This window comes from Luteimonas galliterrae, assembly GCF_023374055.1.
Classification (GTDB): Bacteria; Pseudomonadota; Gammaproteobacteria; order Xanthomonadales; family Xanthomonadaceae; genus Luteimonas_C; species Luteimonas_C galliterrae.
In genome coordinates, this window is the sequence record NZ_JAMBEP010000001.1 from 1,084,425 (window position 1) to 1,098,994 (window position 14,570).

The 14,570-nt window shown below is 68.0% G+C and carries 13 protein-coding genes; 5 read left to right on the plus strand and 8 right to left on the minus strand.

Translation table 11 applies throughout. The annotated features are described in order from the left end of the window. Positions 1-79 precede the first annotated feature (79 nt). The gene (locus M2650_RS04905) at positions 80-2,956 is read right to left on the minus strand and encodes an EAL domain-containing protein (protein WP_249471965.1); all 2,877 of its coding nucleotides are present in this window, start codon (positions 2,954-2,956) and stop codon (positions 80-82) included. Between the two features lie 196 nt (positions 2,957-3,152). On the opposite strand from M2650_RS04905, the gene M2650_RS04910 reads away from it, so the two are divergent. The 5 genes from M2650_RS04910 (at position 3,153) to gnd (ending at position 8,223) form a co-directional block, all read left to right on the plus strand. After that, the gene (locus M2650_RS04910) at positions 3,153-3,707 is read left to right on the plus strand and encodes an RNA polymerase sigma factor (protein ID WP_249471972.1); all 555 of its coding nucleotides are present in this window, start codon (positions 3,153-3,155) and stop codon (positions 3,705-3,707) included. Continuing rightward, a complete protein-coding gene (locus tag M2650_RS04915; RefSeq protein ID WP_249471974.1) occupies positions 3,704-4,675 on the plus strand; it encodes a hypothetical protein in 972 nt (323 codons plus the stop codon). The genes M2650_RS04910 and M2650_RS04915 overlap by 4 nt, the downstream gene beginning before the upstream one ends. After that, complete coding sequence (locus M2650_RS04920; RefSeq protein WP_249471976.1) at positions 4,672-5,256, plus strand: IMPACT family protein; 585 nt, start codon at positions 4,672-4,674, stop codon at positions 5,254-5,256. The genes M2650_RS04915 and M2650_RS04920 overlap by 4 nt, the downstream gene beginning before the upstream one ends. Before the next feature lie 214 nt (positions 5,257-5,470). Then, a complete protein-coding gene (locus tag M2650_RS04925; protein WP_249471979.1) occupies positions 5,471-7,234 on the plus strand; it encodes an ABC transporter transmembrane domain-containing protein in 1,764 nt (587 codons plus the stop codon). Positions 7,235-7,308: 74 nt separating this feature from the next. Then, a complete protein-coding gene (gene gnd / locus M2650_RS04930) occupies positions 7,309-8,223 on the plus strand; it encodes a phosphogluconate dehydrogenase (NAD(+)-dependent, decarboxylating) (protein ID WP_249471982.1) in 915 nt (304 codons plus the stop codon). A gap of 161 nt (positions 8,224-8,384) precedes the next feature. On the opposite strand, the gene M2650_RS04935 is transcribed toward gnd, so the two are convergent. From M2650_RS04935 to nagZ, 7 genes are all read right to left on the minus strand, one after another. After that, positions 8,385-8,804 carry a L,D-transpeptidase family protein gene (locus M2650_RS04935; RefSeq protein WP_249471985.1) on the minus strand — a complete coding sequence of 140 codons (420 nt, stop codon included), beginning with the start codon at positions 8,802-8,804 and terminating at the stop codon, positions 8,385-8,387. 71 nt (positions 8,805-8,875) lie between these two features. Continuing rightward, positions 8,876-10,504 (minus strand): acyl-CoA dehydrogenase family protein, encoded by a 1,629-nt coding sequence (locus tag M2650_RS04940; protein WP_249471994.1) that lies wholly within the window; start codon positions 10,502-10,504, stop codon positions 8,876-8,878. A gap of 10 nt (positions 10,505-10,514) precedes the next feature. After that, on the minus strand, positions 10,515-11,792 hold the full coding sequence (locus M2650_RS04945; protein ID WP_249471996.1) for an FAD-dependent oxidoreductase: 1,278 nt from the start codon (positions 11,790-11,792) through the stop codon (positions 10,515-10,517). 65 nt (positions 11,793-11,857) lie between these two features. Continuing rightward, entirely contained in the window at positions 11,858-12,064 is a 207-nt protein-coding gene (locus tag M2650_RS04950; RefSeq protein WP_249471999.1) for a cold-shock protein, read from the minus strand. Positions 12,065-12,164: 100 nt separating this feature from the next. After that, the gene (locus tag M2650_RS04955; RefSeq protein WP_249472002.1) at positions 12,165-12,917 is read right to left on the minus strand and encodes an S-methyl-5'-thioinosine phosphorylase; all 753 of its coding nucleotides are present in this window, start codon (positions 12,915-12,917) and stop codon (positions 12,165-12,167) included. Between the two features lie 55 nt (positions 12,918-12,972). Beyond that, positions 12,973-13,530 (minus strand): hypoxanthine-guanine phosphoribosyltransferase, encoded by a 558-nt coding sequence (locus tag M2650_RS04960; RefSeq protein WP_249472005.1) that lies wholly within the window; start codon positions 13,528-13,530, stop codon positions 12,973-12,975. Further along, positions 13,527-14,534, minus strand: a complete 1,008-nt coding sequence (nagZ, locus tag M2650_RS04965) for a beta-N-acetylhexosaminidase (RefSeq protein WP_249472008.1) — start codon at positions 14,532-14,534, stop codon at positions 13,527-13,529. The genes M2650_RS04960 and nagZ overlap by 4 nt, the downstream gene beginning before the upstream one ends. Positions 14,535-14,570 lie beyond the last annotated feature (36 nt).

Here is a 14,570-nt window from a genome sequence, read left to right on the forward strand (position 1 = left end):
TTGCTTTTGTTGTTGCCCCGAAGAGCAAGATCAAAAGCAAATCCCCCTCGATCCCCCTTTTTCAAAGGGGGAGGAACAGCTAGAGCCTAGCCGCGCTGCGCGGGGCGGGCACGGGGTGGCCGAACAGGTAGCCCTGCCCGTACTCGCAGCCCAGATCGCGCAACGAGATGCGCTGCTCTTCGGTCTCGATGCCCTCGCCGATCGTCTCGATGCCCAGCGCGCTGGCCAGCGCCAGGATCGCGCGCGTCACCGCCATGCTCTCCGGGCTGGATTCGCCGTGCAGGCCGGCCACGAAGCTCCGGTCGATCTTGAGCGTGGCGATCGGGAAATTGTGCAGGTAGGACAGTGCCGAGAATCCGGTGCCGAAATCGTCCAGCTGCGCCAGCACGCCATGGTCGCGCAGCGTGCGCAGCATGCGCAGCGCGCGCGGCGCATCGTCGAGCAGGGCCACCTCGGTGATCTCGATGCGCAGACGGTGCGAATCGGCGCCGCACACGTCCAGCATGCGCAGCAAGCGGTCGGCGAAATCCGGCGAACGGAAATGCCGCGGCGAGACGTTGACCGAAACATAGCCTTCGCCGCCGTTGGAAAGTTCCATGGCGACCTGCTGGTACAGCATCCAGTCGACTTGTTCGATCAGGCCGCTGTCTTCGCCCAGGCCCATGAAATCGCCGGGCACCAGCACGCCCCGCTGCTCGTGGTTCCAGCGCAACAGGGCTTCGTGGCCGATCACGGCACCGTCGGTCAGGCGCACGATCGGCTGGTACCAGGGTTCGAAGTCGTCGCGGTTGATGGCGCGGCGCAGATCCGCCTCGAGGTCGAGCAGGCGCATCGCATGCTCGCGCATGTGCTCGTCGAACACCGCGCTGCGGCCGCGGCCGAGCGCCTTGGCGCGGTACATCGCGGCGTCGGCGTCGCGCAGCAGTTCCTCGCCGCTGCGATAGCGCGGCTGCCACATGGCGATGCCCAGGCTCGCGGCCGGGAACAGTTCGCGTCCGGCGATCCACACCGGCGCGCCCAGCGCGCGCAGGATCCGCGCCGCCAGGTTTTCCGCCGCCGAGGCGCTGTCGACGCCTTCCACCAGCACCGCGAATTCGTCTCCGCCCAGCCGCGCGACGACATCGTCCGGGCGCACGGCCGAGACGATGCGGCTGCCCGCTTCCACCAGCATCTCGTCGCCGGAAGCATGGCCGACGCTGTCGTTGACCAGCTTGAAGCGGTCCAGGTCGAGGAACAGCACCGCGAACTTGAAGGCGGGATCGTCTATGGCACGTGCGATCGCCTCGTTCATTCGGTCCAGCAGGTGCGCACGGTTGGGCAGGCCGGTCAGCGCGTCGTGCAGGGCCTGGTGCGTCAGGCGCCGCTCCGCGCGCAAGCGCTCGCCGATCTGCGCCAACAGCTTGTGGTTGCTTTCCTCCAGCTCGCGGGTGCGCTCTTCGACGCGCTGCTCCAGTTCCAGGTGCGCGGCCTTGAGGTTGTCCTGCGCCAGCTTGCGTTGCAGGCCGCTGCCGATCTGGTGGGCGACGAAGGTCAGCAGTTCCTGGTCGCGCAGCGTGAAGCTGATCCCTTCCTGATAGCTCTGCACGGTGATCACGCCGACCACGGTGTCGCCGCGGAACAGCGGCACGCCGAGCCAGCAATGCGCCTGCTCGCCGAAGCTGCGCACCCTGCCCTGCGTTTCCAGCGCGACGATGTCGCTGCGGTGCGCCAGCAACGGCTGCGCCGTGGACAGGACGTATTCGGTCAGGCCCGAGGACAGGCGCCGCGTCTTGCGCTTGCTCTCGCGTTCGTCGACCGAGTACGGGAATTCCAGATGCTGCCCGTCCGCAGACAGCATGGCGACATAGAAGTTGCGCGCGTACAGCAGCTCGTCCACCACGGCATGGGCCTGGGCGTAGAAGCGTTCGAGGCTGTCGCTGGTGGCGGTGAGTTCGGCGATGCGGAACAAGGCGCGCTGCAGTTCCTCGCCGCGCTGGCGCTCGACGATCTCCGCCTGCAATTCCTCGTTGGCGCGCTGCAACTCGCGGGTGCGCTCGCCCACGCGGCGCTCCAGTTCGACCTGGGCGTGCTTGCGGTCCAGCGCGGTCTGGATGTGCTGCGCGACGAATTCCAGCAGCACCCGGTCCTCGTCGCTGTAGCTGGCCGGATGATCGTAGGCCTGCACGACGATGGCGCCGCTGACCCGGCCTTCGCGCCGCATCAGCACGCCGAGCCAGTCCTGGCTGTCGGGACCGTGTTCGGGGTCGCGCGGGATGCCCAGCTTCTTGCGGATTTCCTCCGAGGGCCCGCGCAGCGGCTCGCCGTGCAGCAGCAATCCGACGGTCAGGCTGCTGGGCATGTCGTCGAGCGGGATCGCGCGGTCCGGTTCGGACTCGAACGCATCGATCTGGTCGGCGAAATACAGGAAGCGCAAAGTGCGGGCGACATCGTCGTACAGCACGATGTAGAAATTGCGCGCGTACATCAGCCCGCCGACCACGGCGTGGATCCGGCGCAACATGTCGTTCATTTCCAGGCCCGAGCCAGCCAGGTCCGCGATTTCGTACAGCGCCTGCTGCAGCCGCTCGGATTTCTGCAGCGATTCGATCCGCGCCTGGGCGCGGATCGTGGCCAGCGTGGCGGACACGGTGCGCCGGGCCAGGGCCAGCCAGGCCTGCTGGGAGGCGACCGGCAGGGTTTCGGCCAAGGCCGCGGCGATCGCGATGCGGGTCTCGTCGTCGGCGATCCAGGTTTCCAGGATTTCGTCGCTGCCGGCGGCGACCGCCTCGCCCGCGAGCAGCCGCGCCGAACGGTCCATCAGCCGCGAGGTGCCGGCCGTGGCGGCATTGCCCTCGCGCCCGCTCGCGTCGCGCCAGCGCACCACCAGTTGCGAACCGGTGGGCAGCGTTTCGACAAGCATGCCCGCCAGGCCCGACGTCGGCATGCCCAGTTGCGCCAGCAGCCCCTCGTCAGCCATCCCTTCGACCCGCTGCGATGTCAGGCCCCCTGCCATGCAATCAGGATAACGCGTGCGGCGGCAGGCAAACGGCCAACCCCATCGCTGTTTGGAAGCCGTTCCTGACTATATGCACTGTCTGACACCCGCCATGCCGGGGTGGGCCGAGCCTTGCGCCGGCTTCCCGGCGAGGGCCTCTACGCTTACCCTGCGCAGCATGGATGCTGCCACGGAACCCGGCGACGACGCGCTGATGCTCGCTTATGCGGCCGGCGACGTTGCCGCGTTCGAGCGGCTGTACACGCGCCATCGCGGCCGCCTGTACAGGTTCCTGCTGCGCCAGGCCCGCGATCCGGCCCTGGCCGACGAGATCTTCCAGGACGTCTGGCAGCGGGTGATTTCGGCCCGCCAGCACTGGAAACCGGATGCGGCCTTCTCGACCTGGCTGTTCCGCATCGCCCACAACCGCATGAACGACCATTGGCGCGCGCAGAAGCACCGCCCCGCGGCGCCCGACGACGCCGACGAGCGCGCCGCGCGCGTGCCCGATCCTCACACGCCCGAGCGCACGCTGTCGGAGTTCGAGCAACGCCGCCGGCTGCAGCTGGCGCTCGACGAATTGCCCGACGAGCAGCGCGAAGTGCTGTCGCTGCGGCTGGAGCAGGAACTGACGTTGGAGGAGATCGGCGACATCACCGGCGTCGGCCGGGAAACGGTCAAATCGCGGTTGCGCTACGCGATGGACAAGCTGCGCACGAGGTTGCAGGAATGAGCATCGATCCCCGCCTGCCCGCCGAACGCGAACCGTTGACGCCGGAAGAACGCGAACTGGCGCAGCGCCTGTCGCGGCTCGGCCCCAGCGCCGGCCCGCCGTCGTCGGTCGACGCGCGCATCCTGGCCGCCGCGCACGATGCGGTCGCGTCGCGCCCCCGCCCGAAACCAGGCAGTGCGCGGCGCTGGCCGGTGGCGTTGGGCGTGGCGGCTTCGTTGGTATTGGCGGTCGGCATCGCCTGGCGATTGCGGCCGTTGCCGGAGCCGCCGCAAATGCGTGCGCCGGCTGCCCGATCGGCCGCGACGGCGACGGTCAAAGGACCCGCACCTGCACCGGAGTACGACGCCGATGTTTCGATACAGGCCGTGCCGGAACAGGCCGTACCGGAGCAGGCGGAGCAAGCCCCCGCGTCGGCCGAATCGCGCCAGGATGCGGTCACACAGGCGCCCAAGCGCGATTCGGTTCCGGCACCGCAAGAGCCGCCGACCGCCATCGACGAAAGCCGCGCGATGGAAGTGCAAGCGCCCGCTCCCGCCGCTCCGCCTCCGCCGCCTGCGCCCGCCGCCGCAGCCATGGCGCCGCCGGCCGCTAACGACTTGTCCGCAGCGGATGCCGTCATGCCTGCGGAACAGGAAGCCGCCGGCGCGGCGCGCGCCAAATCGGCGGCATCGAATGCGCAAAGGGCGGCCGAAGCCCCCGAACTGCGCCGCGAAGCGCAAGCGTTCGAAGACATGCCGATCGTCGATGCCGACAGTGCCAGCGATGCCGGCGACGAACCGCCGGCCTATGCCAATTCGCCGGAAGTACGCGAAGCCTGGCTGCGGCGCGTGCGCGAACTGATCGCCGAAGGCAATCTGCAGCAGGCGCACGACAGCCTGCACGAGTTCCAACGGCGTTATCCGGGCCAGCCGCTGCCCGATGACCTGCAGCGCTTCCAGCAGACGAAAACGGATCCGATCCTTCCGTGAGCCCGCACACGCTGGCCGCACCGGCCTCGCATGCGATCGAGGTCAAGCACAGCCGTTTCCTGGCGCATGCCGCGCCGGCGGACTCGCCCGAAGCGGCGCTCGGCTGGCTCTCCGCGAACAGCGACCGGAACGCCACCCATAATTGTTGGGCCTACCGGATCGGCGAGTTGTACCGTTCCAGCGACGATGGCGAGCCGTCCGGAACGGCCGGGCGGCCGATCCTGGCGGCGATCGACGGACAGGGGCTGGACCGGGTGATCGTGGTCGTTACTCGCTGGTACGGCGGCATCAATCTGGGCGCCGGCGGCCTGGTGCGCGCCTACGGCGGCGCTGCGGCGGAATGCCTGCGCCGCGCCGAAAGAACGCCCCTGATTGTGATGGCCCCAGTCCGGCTGTTCTGCCCCTTCGCCGACGTCGCCGAAGTGCATGCGGCGCTGGCAGCGTTCGGAGCGGAGAAGAAAGAGGAGAATTTCGATGCCGAAGGCGTCAATTTCGTGCTTTCGATGCCTTTGGAGCGCGTCGACGGCTTGAAAGCGCGGTTACGCGACGCCACACGTAATCGGGTGCGGTTTGCGGAATAGTGGCGGCCACCTGGGAAGGACTAGACCGCTTTTCAGCCGTCATTCCCGCGAAGGCGGGAATCCAGCGACTTTCGCTTTCCGGGGGGCATCGATGCGATCTGCCATCCCGCGCGCCCTCACCCTACCCTCTCCCGCAAGCGGGAGAGGGCTCATGCAAAGTCGCCGGATTCCCGCCTTCGCGGGAATGACGGCTTAGAGGCACCGCAGGAAAAACATGTCGACAGCGCCCGAAGAAGCCAAACCCAAACCCCGCATCGGCACTCTGCGCGCGCTCTGGCCGTTCGTCATGCGCCAGCGCGGCCTATTCGTGGCTTGGCTCTTCGCGCTGGCCGTCGCCTCCGCAGCTACGCTCAGCCTGCCTTTGGCCGTGCGCCGGATGATCGACCAAGGGTTCTCCAGCGGCACCAACATCGATCGCGCCTTTCTGTTCCTGTTCGCCGTGGCCTTGGTGCTGGCGCTCGCCAGCGCTGCGCGTTTCTACTTCGTTTCGCTGCTGGGCGAACGCGTGGTAGCCGACCTGCGCAACAAATTGTATGCGCACCTGATCGGGCTCGACGCCGGCTTCCACGACCGCAATCGCAGCGGCGAATTGATCTCGCGGCTGACCGCCGACGCTGAACTGTTGCGCAGCGTAGTCGGCTCCAGCATGTCGGTCGCGCTGCGCAGCAGCGTCACGGTAGTCGGCTCGCTGGTCATGCTGTTCGTCACCCAGCCGCGCCTGGCGGCTTATGCCCTAGTAGGCATTCCGCTGGCAGTGCTGCCGATCGTGATCGGCGGGCGCCGTATCCAGAAGGTTTCGCGGGCCAGCCAGGACCGCGTCGCCGACGCCAACGCGCTGGCCAGCGAAACGCTGGGCGCTGTGCGCACCGTGCAAGCGCACGCGCGCGAACCTTACGAACGCGGCCGCTTCGGCGACGCGATCGGCGTCGCGATCGAAACCGCGCGCAAACGTATCCGCTCGCAAGCCTGGGTGACGGCGATCGCGATCACGTTGATCTTCGGCGCGATCACGCTGGTGCTGTGGTCGGGCGCGCACGACGTGATCGCGGGCCGGATGACCGCCGGCACGCTGGGTCAATTCGTGCTGTATGCGCTGATCGGCGGCGGCTCGGTCGGCGCGCTGGCCGAAGTGTGGAACGAACTGCAGCGGGCCGCAGGCGGCATGGGGCGGATCAACGAGCTGCTTCAGGAAACCCCGCAGGTCGTGGCGCCTGCCGCCGCACAGCCGCTGCCGCAACCGCTGCGCGGCGAGCTGCGTTTCGACGATGTCACTTTCCATTACCCGATGCGCCCCGACCTGCCGGCGCTGGATGGCTTCACGCTGCAGGTGCATCCCGGCGAAACGGTCGCCCTGGTCGGCCCTTCGGGCGCCGGCAAGAGCACGGTGTTTTCGCTGCTGTTGCGCTTCCACGATCCGCAATCGGGCGCGATCTCGGTGGACGGCGCCGACATCCGCGCATTGGATCCGGCTGCGTTGCGCGAACGCATCGCGCTCGTGCCGCAAGCGCCGACCATCTTCGCCGCCAGCGCGCGCGACAACATCCGCTACGGCCGGCTGGAAGCGGACGCCACCGCCATCGAAGCCGCCGCGCGCTCGGCCGAAGCGCACGAATTCCTGTCCGAATTGCCGAAAGGCTACGACGAAGAACTCGGCGAACGCGGCGCCCGCCTGTCCGGCGGCCAGCAGCAACGCGTCGCGATCGCCCGTGCGCTGCTGAAGGACGCGCCGATCCTGCTGCTCGACGAAGCGACTTCCGCGCTGGACGCGCAGAGCGAACGCGCCGTGCAGCACGCGCTGGAGCGGCTGATGGCCGGCCGCACCACGCTGGTCATCGCTCATCGCCTGGCCACGGTACTGAAGGCGGACCGGATCGTGGTGATGGACCGCGGTCGGATCGTCGCCGAAGGCACGCACGCGCAGTTGCTGGCGCAGGGCGGGCTGTATGCGGAATTGGCGAAGTTGCAATTCCTGGACTGAACGTTCCGCGGCCGTCGCGCCTGCCATCACGCCGGCGTGGGAGAATCCGGTCACCTGACCAGACGGAATTCCTCATGGACATCGGCATGATCGGCCTCGGCCGCATGGGCGCGAATATGGCCGAACGACTCGCGCGCAACGGACATCGCGTGCATGGCTTCGATCCGGTGGAAGCCGCACGCGAGGCCGCTGCCGAACGCGGCATCGTCGCTGCCGATTCGCTGGCGGCGCTGGTCGCGCAACTGCCCTCGCCTCGCGCGGTCTGGCTGATGGTGCCGGCCGGCGCGATCGTCGACGACACGATCGCGGCGCTGCAACCGCTGCTCGCAGCCGGCGACATCGTGGTCGACGGCGGCAATTCGCGTTACCAGGATTCGATGCGCCGTGCGGAATCGCTCGCAGCCGCCGGCGTGCATTACATCGACTGCGGCACCAGCGGCGGCGTCTGGGGCTTGCAAGAAGGCTATAGCCTGATGATCGGCGGCGACGAAGCGGCGATCGAAACGCTGCGGCCGATCTTCGCCTCGCTGGCGCCCGCAGCAGACAAGGGCTGGGGCCGCGTCGGCGCTTCGGGCGCCGGGCATTTCGCCAAGATGGTGCACAACGGCATCGAATACGGCCTGATGCAGGCGTACGCGGAAGGCTTCGCGATCATGCAGCACAAGCGGGACTTCGGCTTCGACCTGCACCAGGTCGCCGAGATCTGGCGCACCGGCAGCGTTGTGCGTTCGTGGCTGCTCGATCTGACCGCCGATGCCCTGCGCAAGAATCCGGGCATGGACGGCATCGCGCCGTGGGTGTCCGATTCCGGCGAAGGCCGATGGACCGTCGCCGAGGCCATCGCCCTGGACGTGCCCGCGCCGGTGATCACGCTGTCGCTGCTGGAGCGGCTGCGCTCGCGCGACGACGATTCCTTCGCCGACAAATTGCTGTCGGCGATGCGTAACGAATTCGGCGGCCATCCGGTGAAAAAGGACGGCCCCGACTGAAGCGCAGCCGCTGCTTTTGGCCCTCCCCTTCAAGGGGAGGGTTGGGTGGGGATGGGTTTGACTTTCGCAGCAACATCAAACCCATCCCCATCCCGGCCTTCCCCTTGAAGGGGAAGGAGAAAATCAAAAGCAACGGAGCAAGCCCCGCTCTGCCAAGCGGCTCAAGGATCGATGCGAATGGGCGTGCCGGTCGGCACCAGACTCCAGATCTCCTCGATCTCCTTGTCGGTGACGGCGATGCAACCGTCGGTCCAATCGAAGGGATACAGCGCGGTATTGCCGCCGTGGATCATGATGTCGCCCCCGGGGTCGACGCCGCGTGCGCGGGCCTGCTTGCGGTCGGCCTCGTCGGGATAGGACACGCGCAGCGACAGATGGAAACGGCTGGTGGGATTACGCCCGCTGATCCGGTAGTCGCCCTCGGGCGTTTTCTCGTCGCCTTGCTGGTGCTTGGGGCCGACCGGAACGTCGCCGAGCCGGATCCTGTAGCGCCGGATCACCCTGCCGTCGCGCAGCAGCTCCATCCGCCGTTCCGACTTGTCGACATGGATACGGTCGGCGCGCGCGGACAATGGCGCCATGGCCGGCGTCGCAGCCGCGGCCGCCAGCGGCAGAAGGGTTGCGAGGATGATGGGGCTGTAGCCGCGATACCTCATCCGGCGCGGGCCCGGTCGATGATCTCTGCGAAGTCCGCATCCACCGGCAAAGTCCCGAGCGCCAGCCCGTGCTCCCCGCCGAGCCTGCTGCGGCAGAATGCGTCGGCAACCGGACTTCCGGCGCGCAGCAGCACCGCCGCCTGCAGCGCCAGCGCCATGCGCTCGACCAGCAGGCGCGCGCCCGCTTCGGCGTTCTTGGCGTCGGCGAAGGAGACTCGCAGCGATGCGGCGGCGGCATCCAGGGCCGGGTGAAGCCCCACGGCGCCGTCGAGTTCGGCGAGCAATGCCTCCCCGGTTTCGGGTTCGCGGGAAAGCGCGCGCAGCACGTCCAGGCACTGGATATTGCCGCTGCCTTCCCAGATCGAATTCAGCGGCGCCTGCCGGTACAAGCGCGGCAGGATCGATTCCTCCACGTACCCCGCTCCGCCCAGGCATTCCTGCGCTTCGTTGACGAAGGCCGGCGCGCGCTTGCATATCCAATATTTGCCGATGGCGGTGGCGACGCGCGCGAACGCGGCTTCGCGGGCGTCGCGCGGCGCGGAATCGACTGCGCGGGCCACGCGCATCGACAAGGCCAGCGCCGCTTCGGATTCGACGGCCAGGTCGGCCAGCACGTTGCGCATCAGCGGCTGTTCGATCAGGCGCTTACCGAATGCGATGCGATGCGCCGCGTGGTGCAGCGCCTGCGCCAAGGCCATGCGCATCTCCGCCGCCGAACCGAGCATGCAGTCGAGCCGGGTCAGCATCACCATTTCCAGGATGGTGGCGATGCCGCGGCCTTCGTCGCCGATGCGATAGGCCTTCGCCTCGACGAACTCGACTTCACCGGACGCGTTCGACCAGTCGCCCAGCTTGTCTTTCAAGCGCATCAGCCGGAAGGCGTTCTTGGCGCCGTCCGCCAGGCGTCGCGGCATCAAGAAACAGGTCAAACCGCCCGGCGCTTGCGCCAGCACCAGGAAACCATCGCACATCGGAGCGGAGAAGAACCATTTGTGCCCGATCAGCGAGTACTTCCCCTCTTCGGCGAGCGGCGTCGCGAGGGTCGTATTGGCGCGCACGTCGCTGCCGCCCTGCTTCTCGGTCATGCCCATGCCGAGCGTGACGCCGGCCTTCTGCCCGATCGGCACATCGCGCGGATCGTATTGCGAGGCGGCGACTTTGTCGGCCCATTCGCGCAAGGCCGGCGCATGGCGCAGCACCGGCATGGCGGCATGCGTCATCGTCAGCGGGCAGCTGGTGCCGGGTTCGACCTGGTGGTGCAGATAGCTCAGCGCCGCGCGCGCGACGTGCGAGCCCGGCACCGGTTCGGACCACGACAATCCGGCGACACCGTTCTCGAGCGCCGCCTGCAGGATGCGGTGATAGTTCGGGTGGAATTCGACCGTATCGATGCGATGTCCGAAGCGGTCGTGCGTGCGCAGACGCGGTTTGTCGCGGTGCGCGTCGAAACTGAGGCGGTAGAGCTCGTCGCCGGCGAGCGCGCCATACGCGGCGAGCCTGCCCTCGAACGCACCGCCGCCCTCGCGCGCGACCGCTTCGCGCAGCGCGCAATCGGCCGCCCACAGGTCGCAGGGCGCGAATTCCGGCGGCTGGTTGTCGACCACGTGCGTCTGGAAACGTGACATGGCGGTTCCATCAGGCGGCAGGCAACGATTCTCGCGCAATTCGCGCCGCGGTGCGGCGGTCCGCGGACAGCGCCTCCAGCCTGGCCAGGAAGGCCGGCTGCAGCGGCCACTTGCGGAACATGCCTTGCTGGGTGCCGCTGAGCACGCGCAGCATGTGGCCGCGCCCGCCCGGCAATGCGCCCAGCGGCCTGAACGCGAGGTCGCGCATCGAGGCCACGAGGTCGCGATCCGACTGGAATAGCGGCGTCAGCCAGCGGCTCCAGAAGTGGTAGATGTAGACGTGCCGGCTGCGCACGCGGCCGTAACGGTCCAATGCAGCCTCCACGCCGGCCTCGTCGCGCAGCGCATCGCGCAAGGCGAGCGCATCCATCAGCGCCATGTTGACGCCCTGCCCCAACTGCGGGCTCATGGCGTGCGCGGCATCGCCGATCAGCACCAGACGTCCGCGATGCAGCCGCTTGAGCGCAGCGTCGCGATAGCTGGCGCGCGCCAGTTGCGCGGCATCGGCGACGTGCTCGAGGCAGCGATCCGCTTCCGGCCATATCCGCGACACTTCCTGCCGCCATGCAGGCATGCCGCGCGACCGCCAGGGCTCGAAATCCGAGACCGGCAGGCTCCAGAAGAAACTCAGCCGCGGCGTAGCGTCGTCCGGCCGCGTGCCGACCGGCAGCATGCCGATCATCTTGCGCGCGGCGACGTAGCGCTGGCGCAATTCGGTGAGCCAGGGCCAGCCTTCGCTCGGCAGCAGGCACCATAGCGCGCCCCACGGAAATGGACGGTCCAACCGCAACTCGCCCACTTGCACGCGCAGCTGCGAAGCCGAGCCGTCTGCGACCACGATCAGGTCGTAAGGACCGTGCCACCGTCCTGTGTCGTCGCGGACGCGGCGGGTAGCGTCGTCGACCGCCACGATGGCGGTGCCGCAATGCAGTCCGCCATCGCTTGCCCAGGCGTCGGCGAGCAGGCGGAACAAGGTCGGGCGTTGCAGGCCCAGGCCGAACAGGCGCGCATCCAGTCCGGCATAACGCATGTCCATCACCGCGCGGCCGCGCGGCGTTTCGCCGTACAGGCGTTCGATGCGGGCGCCGTGCGCGAGCGCGCCGTCCAGCAATCCCATCTCCCACAACACCTGCAATCCGGTCGGCTGCAGCAGGAAGCCCGCGCCGACCGGACCGGGCCGCGGGACGCGTTCGAACACTTCCACGCGATGCCCGTCGCGCGTCAACAACGCTGCCGCCGCCTGGCCGGCCGTTCCGTAACCCACGATGGCGATGTGCAGCGCGGTCATGCGTTCCCCAGAAAAAAGCCCCGCGGCCAGGCGCGGGGCTCAGGATGGATCGATGCTGGCGCTTCTTACTGCGCCGGTGCCACGCCGGCGGCTTGCGCGCCTTTCGGGCCCTGCACGACTTCGTAGCTGACGCGTTGGCCTTCCTGCAGGCTGCGGAAGCCCTGCGCGTTGATCGCCGAGAAGTGCACGAACACGTCGGCGCTGCCGTCTTCGGGTGCGATGAAGCCGAAACCCTTGGCGTCGTTGAACCATTTCACGGTGCCGTACTGCATAGCTTTGCTGACCTCATGATGGGTGCGTTGTGCGTACGCCGGCGCGTGGGGCGGCCTGGCGCACGGGCGGAGTATGCAAAGCAACCGCCCGTACTGGCAATCACCCGGCCAGTATGGCGCCGACCAGTGCCGGCAGGCCGGCGGAGGCCGCGGCCACGTTGGCGAGCACGTCGTCGAAGGTGATGACCTCGTTCGGATCCGGACCGGCGCCGGCCGCCCAGTTGGCGACGATGGCCAGGCAGGCGTAGTCCAGGCCGAGCTCGCGCGCCAGGCCCGCTTCGGGCATGCCGGTCATGCCGACCAGGTTGCAGCCGTCGCGCTTCATGCGGGCGATTTCGGCCTTGGTCTCCAGGCGCGGGCCTTGGGTCGCGCCGTAGCAGCCATGCCCCACCAAGGTGACGCCTGCGCGCCCCGCCGCGGACAACACGGCCTCGCGCAGCGCCGGCGTGTACGGATCGCCGAAATCGACATGCAACACTTCGCTGCCCGGTTCTTCGCTCAGCGTCGAGATCCGGCCCCAGGTGTAATCGATCAGCTGGTCGGGACAAGCGAGCACGCGCGGACCGAACGCCTCGGTGATGCCGCCGACGGTGTTGATCGCCAACACGCGCGTCGCGCCGAGCGCTTTCAGCGCGGCCAGGTTGGCGCGGTAGTTGATCTTGTGCGGCGGCAGCGAATGGCCTTCGCCGTGGCGCGCCAGGAAGGCGGCGCGTTTGCCGGCCAAAGTGCCGATCCGGATCGGACCAGACGGTGCGCCGTAGGCCGTCACTGGCTGGTGCGCTTCGGCATCTTCGAGTTGCGCCAATGCGTAGACGCCGGTGCCGCCGATGATGGCCAGGGAGATGTCGGTCATTTCAAGGATTCTCGTTGCTGCCGTTGCTCTTCTCCTTCCCCTTCAAGGGGAGGGCTTAAGCTTTCAGGGCGTAAATGGCGGGCAGATTCCGGCCCTGTTCTTGAAAATCCATGCCGTAGCCGAACACGTAGCGATCGGGCACTTCCACGCCGACATACTCCGCTTCGATGCCTTCCACGCAACGGTCGTGGATCTTCACCGCCAGCACTGCCGTGCGCACGTCGGCCGCGCCTTCGTCCTCGCACCAGCGCTTGATCGCCAGCAGCGTATGGCCTTCATCGAGGATATCGTCGGCCAGCAGCACGCGGCGGCCGCGCAACGAAGTCGCAGGACGGTGCAACCAAGCCAAGCGCGCGCCGGACGTATTCCCGCGGTAACGCGTGGCATGCAGGTAGTCGAACTCCAGATCCAGCCCGCGCTCGCCGAGCGCGAAGGCCAGTTGCGATGCGAACGGCATGCCGCCGTGCATCACGGTGAGGAACAATGGCGGCATGTCGCCTTCGTAATCGCCGCGGATCTCGTCGGCCAGGCGCTGGATCGCCTGCTCGAGCGTGGCGCGGTCGTGGATCAATTCGGCATCGGGCAGCACTTCGCCCAGCCGCACGGGACTCATGCCGCACCTCCGGTTTGGCCCATCAAGCGCGATTGCGCCTGGCCGTATTGCGTTTCGGCCAGCAGGCCGTCCCAACCCATCGCGCCGCGGCCGATCAGGCCGGTCAGCGCCATCGTATTGAGTTTCCGTCCCTGTACTGCGTCCAGCGATTCCTCCACCAGCTCGGGATGGCAGACCAGCACCACGTCGCAACCGGCATCCAGGTGCGCATCGACGCGCGCTTTGATGCCGCCTGCGGAAAACGCCGCCTTCATGCCGATATCGTCGGAGAACACCACGCCGCGGAAGCCCATTTCCTGGCGCAGGATCTCCTGGATCCAGCGCGACGAATAACCTGCGGGTTCCGGCGCGACCTGCGGATAAACGATGTGCGCCATCATCACCGCGTCGGCGCCGGCTTCGATCCCGGCGACGAAAGGAACCAGATCGCGCGCGCGCATCTGCTCCAGCGAGCGGTTGTCGACGGCGTCGTCGAAATGCGTGTCCTCGCGCACCGTGCCATGTCCGGGGAAATGCTTGATCGTCGCCACCATGCCCGCAGCATGCATGCCTCGCACATAGGCGCGCGTGAATTCGGCCACGACCTTCGGATCTTCCGAGAAGGAACGGTTGCCGATGGCCAGGTTGTCGTGGCCGACATCGACCACAGGCGCGAAGCTCAGGTCCACGCCGCTGGCGCGCACTTCGCTGGCCATCAGCCACGCATGCTCGCGCGCCAGTTCGAGCGCGGCGACCGGATCGGCGGCGTACATGCGGCCGATCTCCTCCAGCGGCGGCAGCGCGCTGTAGCCTTCGCGGAAGCGCTGCACGCGTCCGCCTTCCTGGTCCACGCAGATCAGTTGCGGCCGAGGCGCGGCCTCGCGGATCGCGGCCGACAATTCGGCCACCTGCGCGCGCGACGCGAAATTGCGCTTGAACAGGATCACGCCGGCGCAGGCGTCGTGCTGCAGCCAGTCGCGTTCCTGCGCATTGAGTTCGGTGCCGGCGACGCCGATCACGAGCATTGCAAATCTCCTGGATGTCGCGCCGGACCGGTGCCG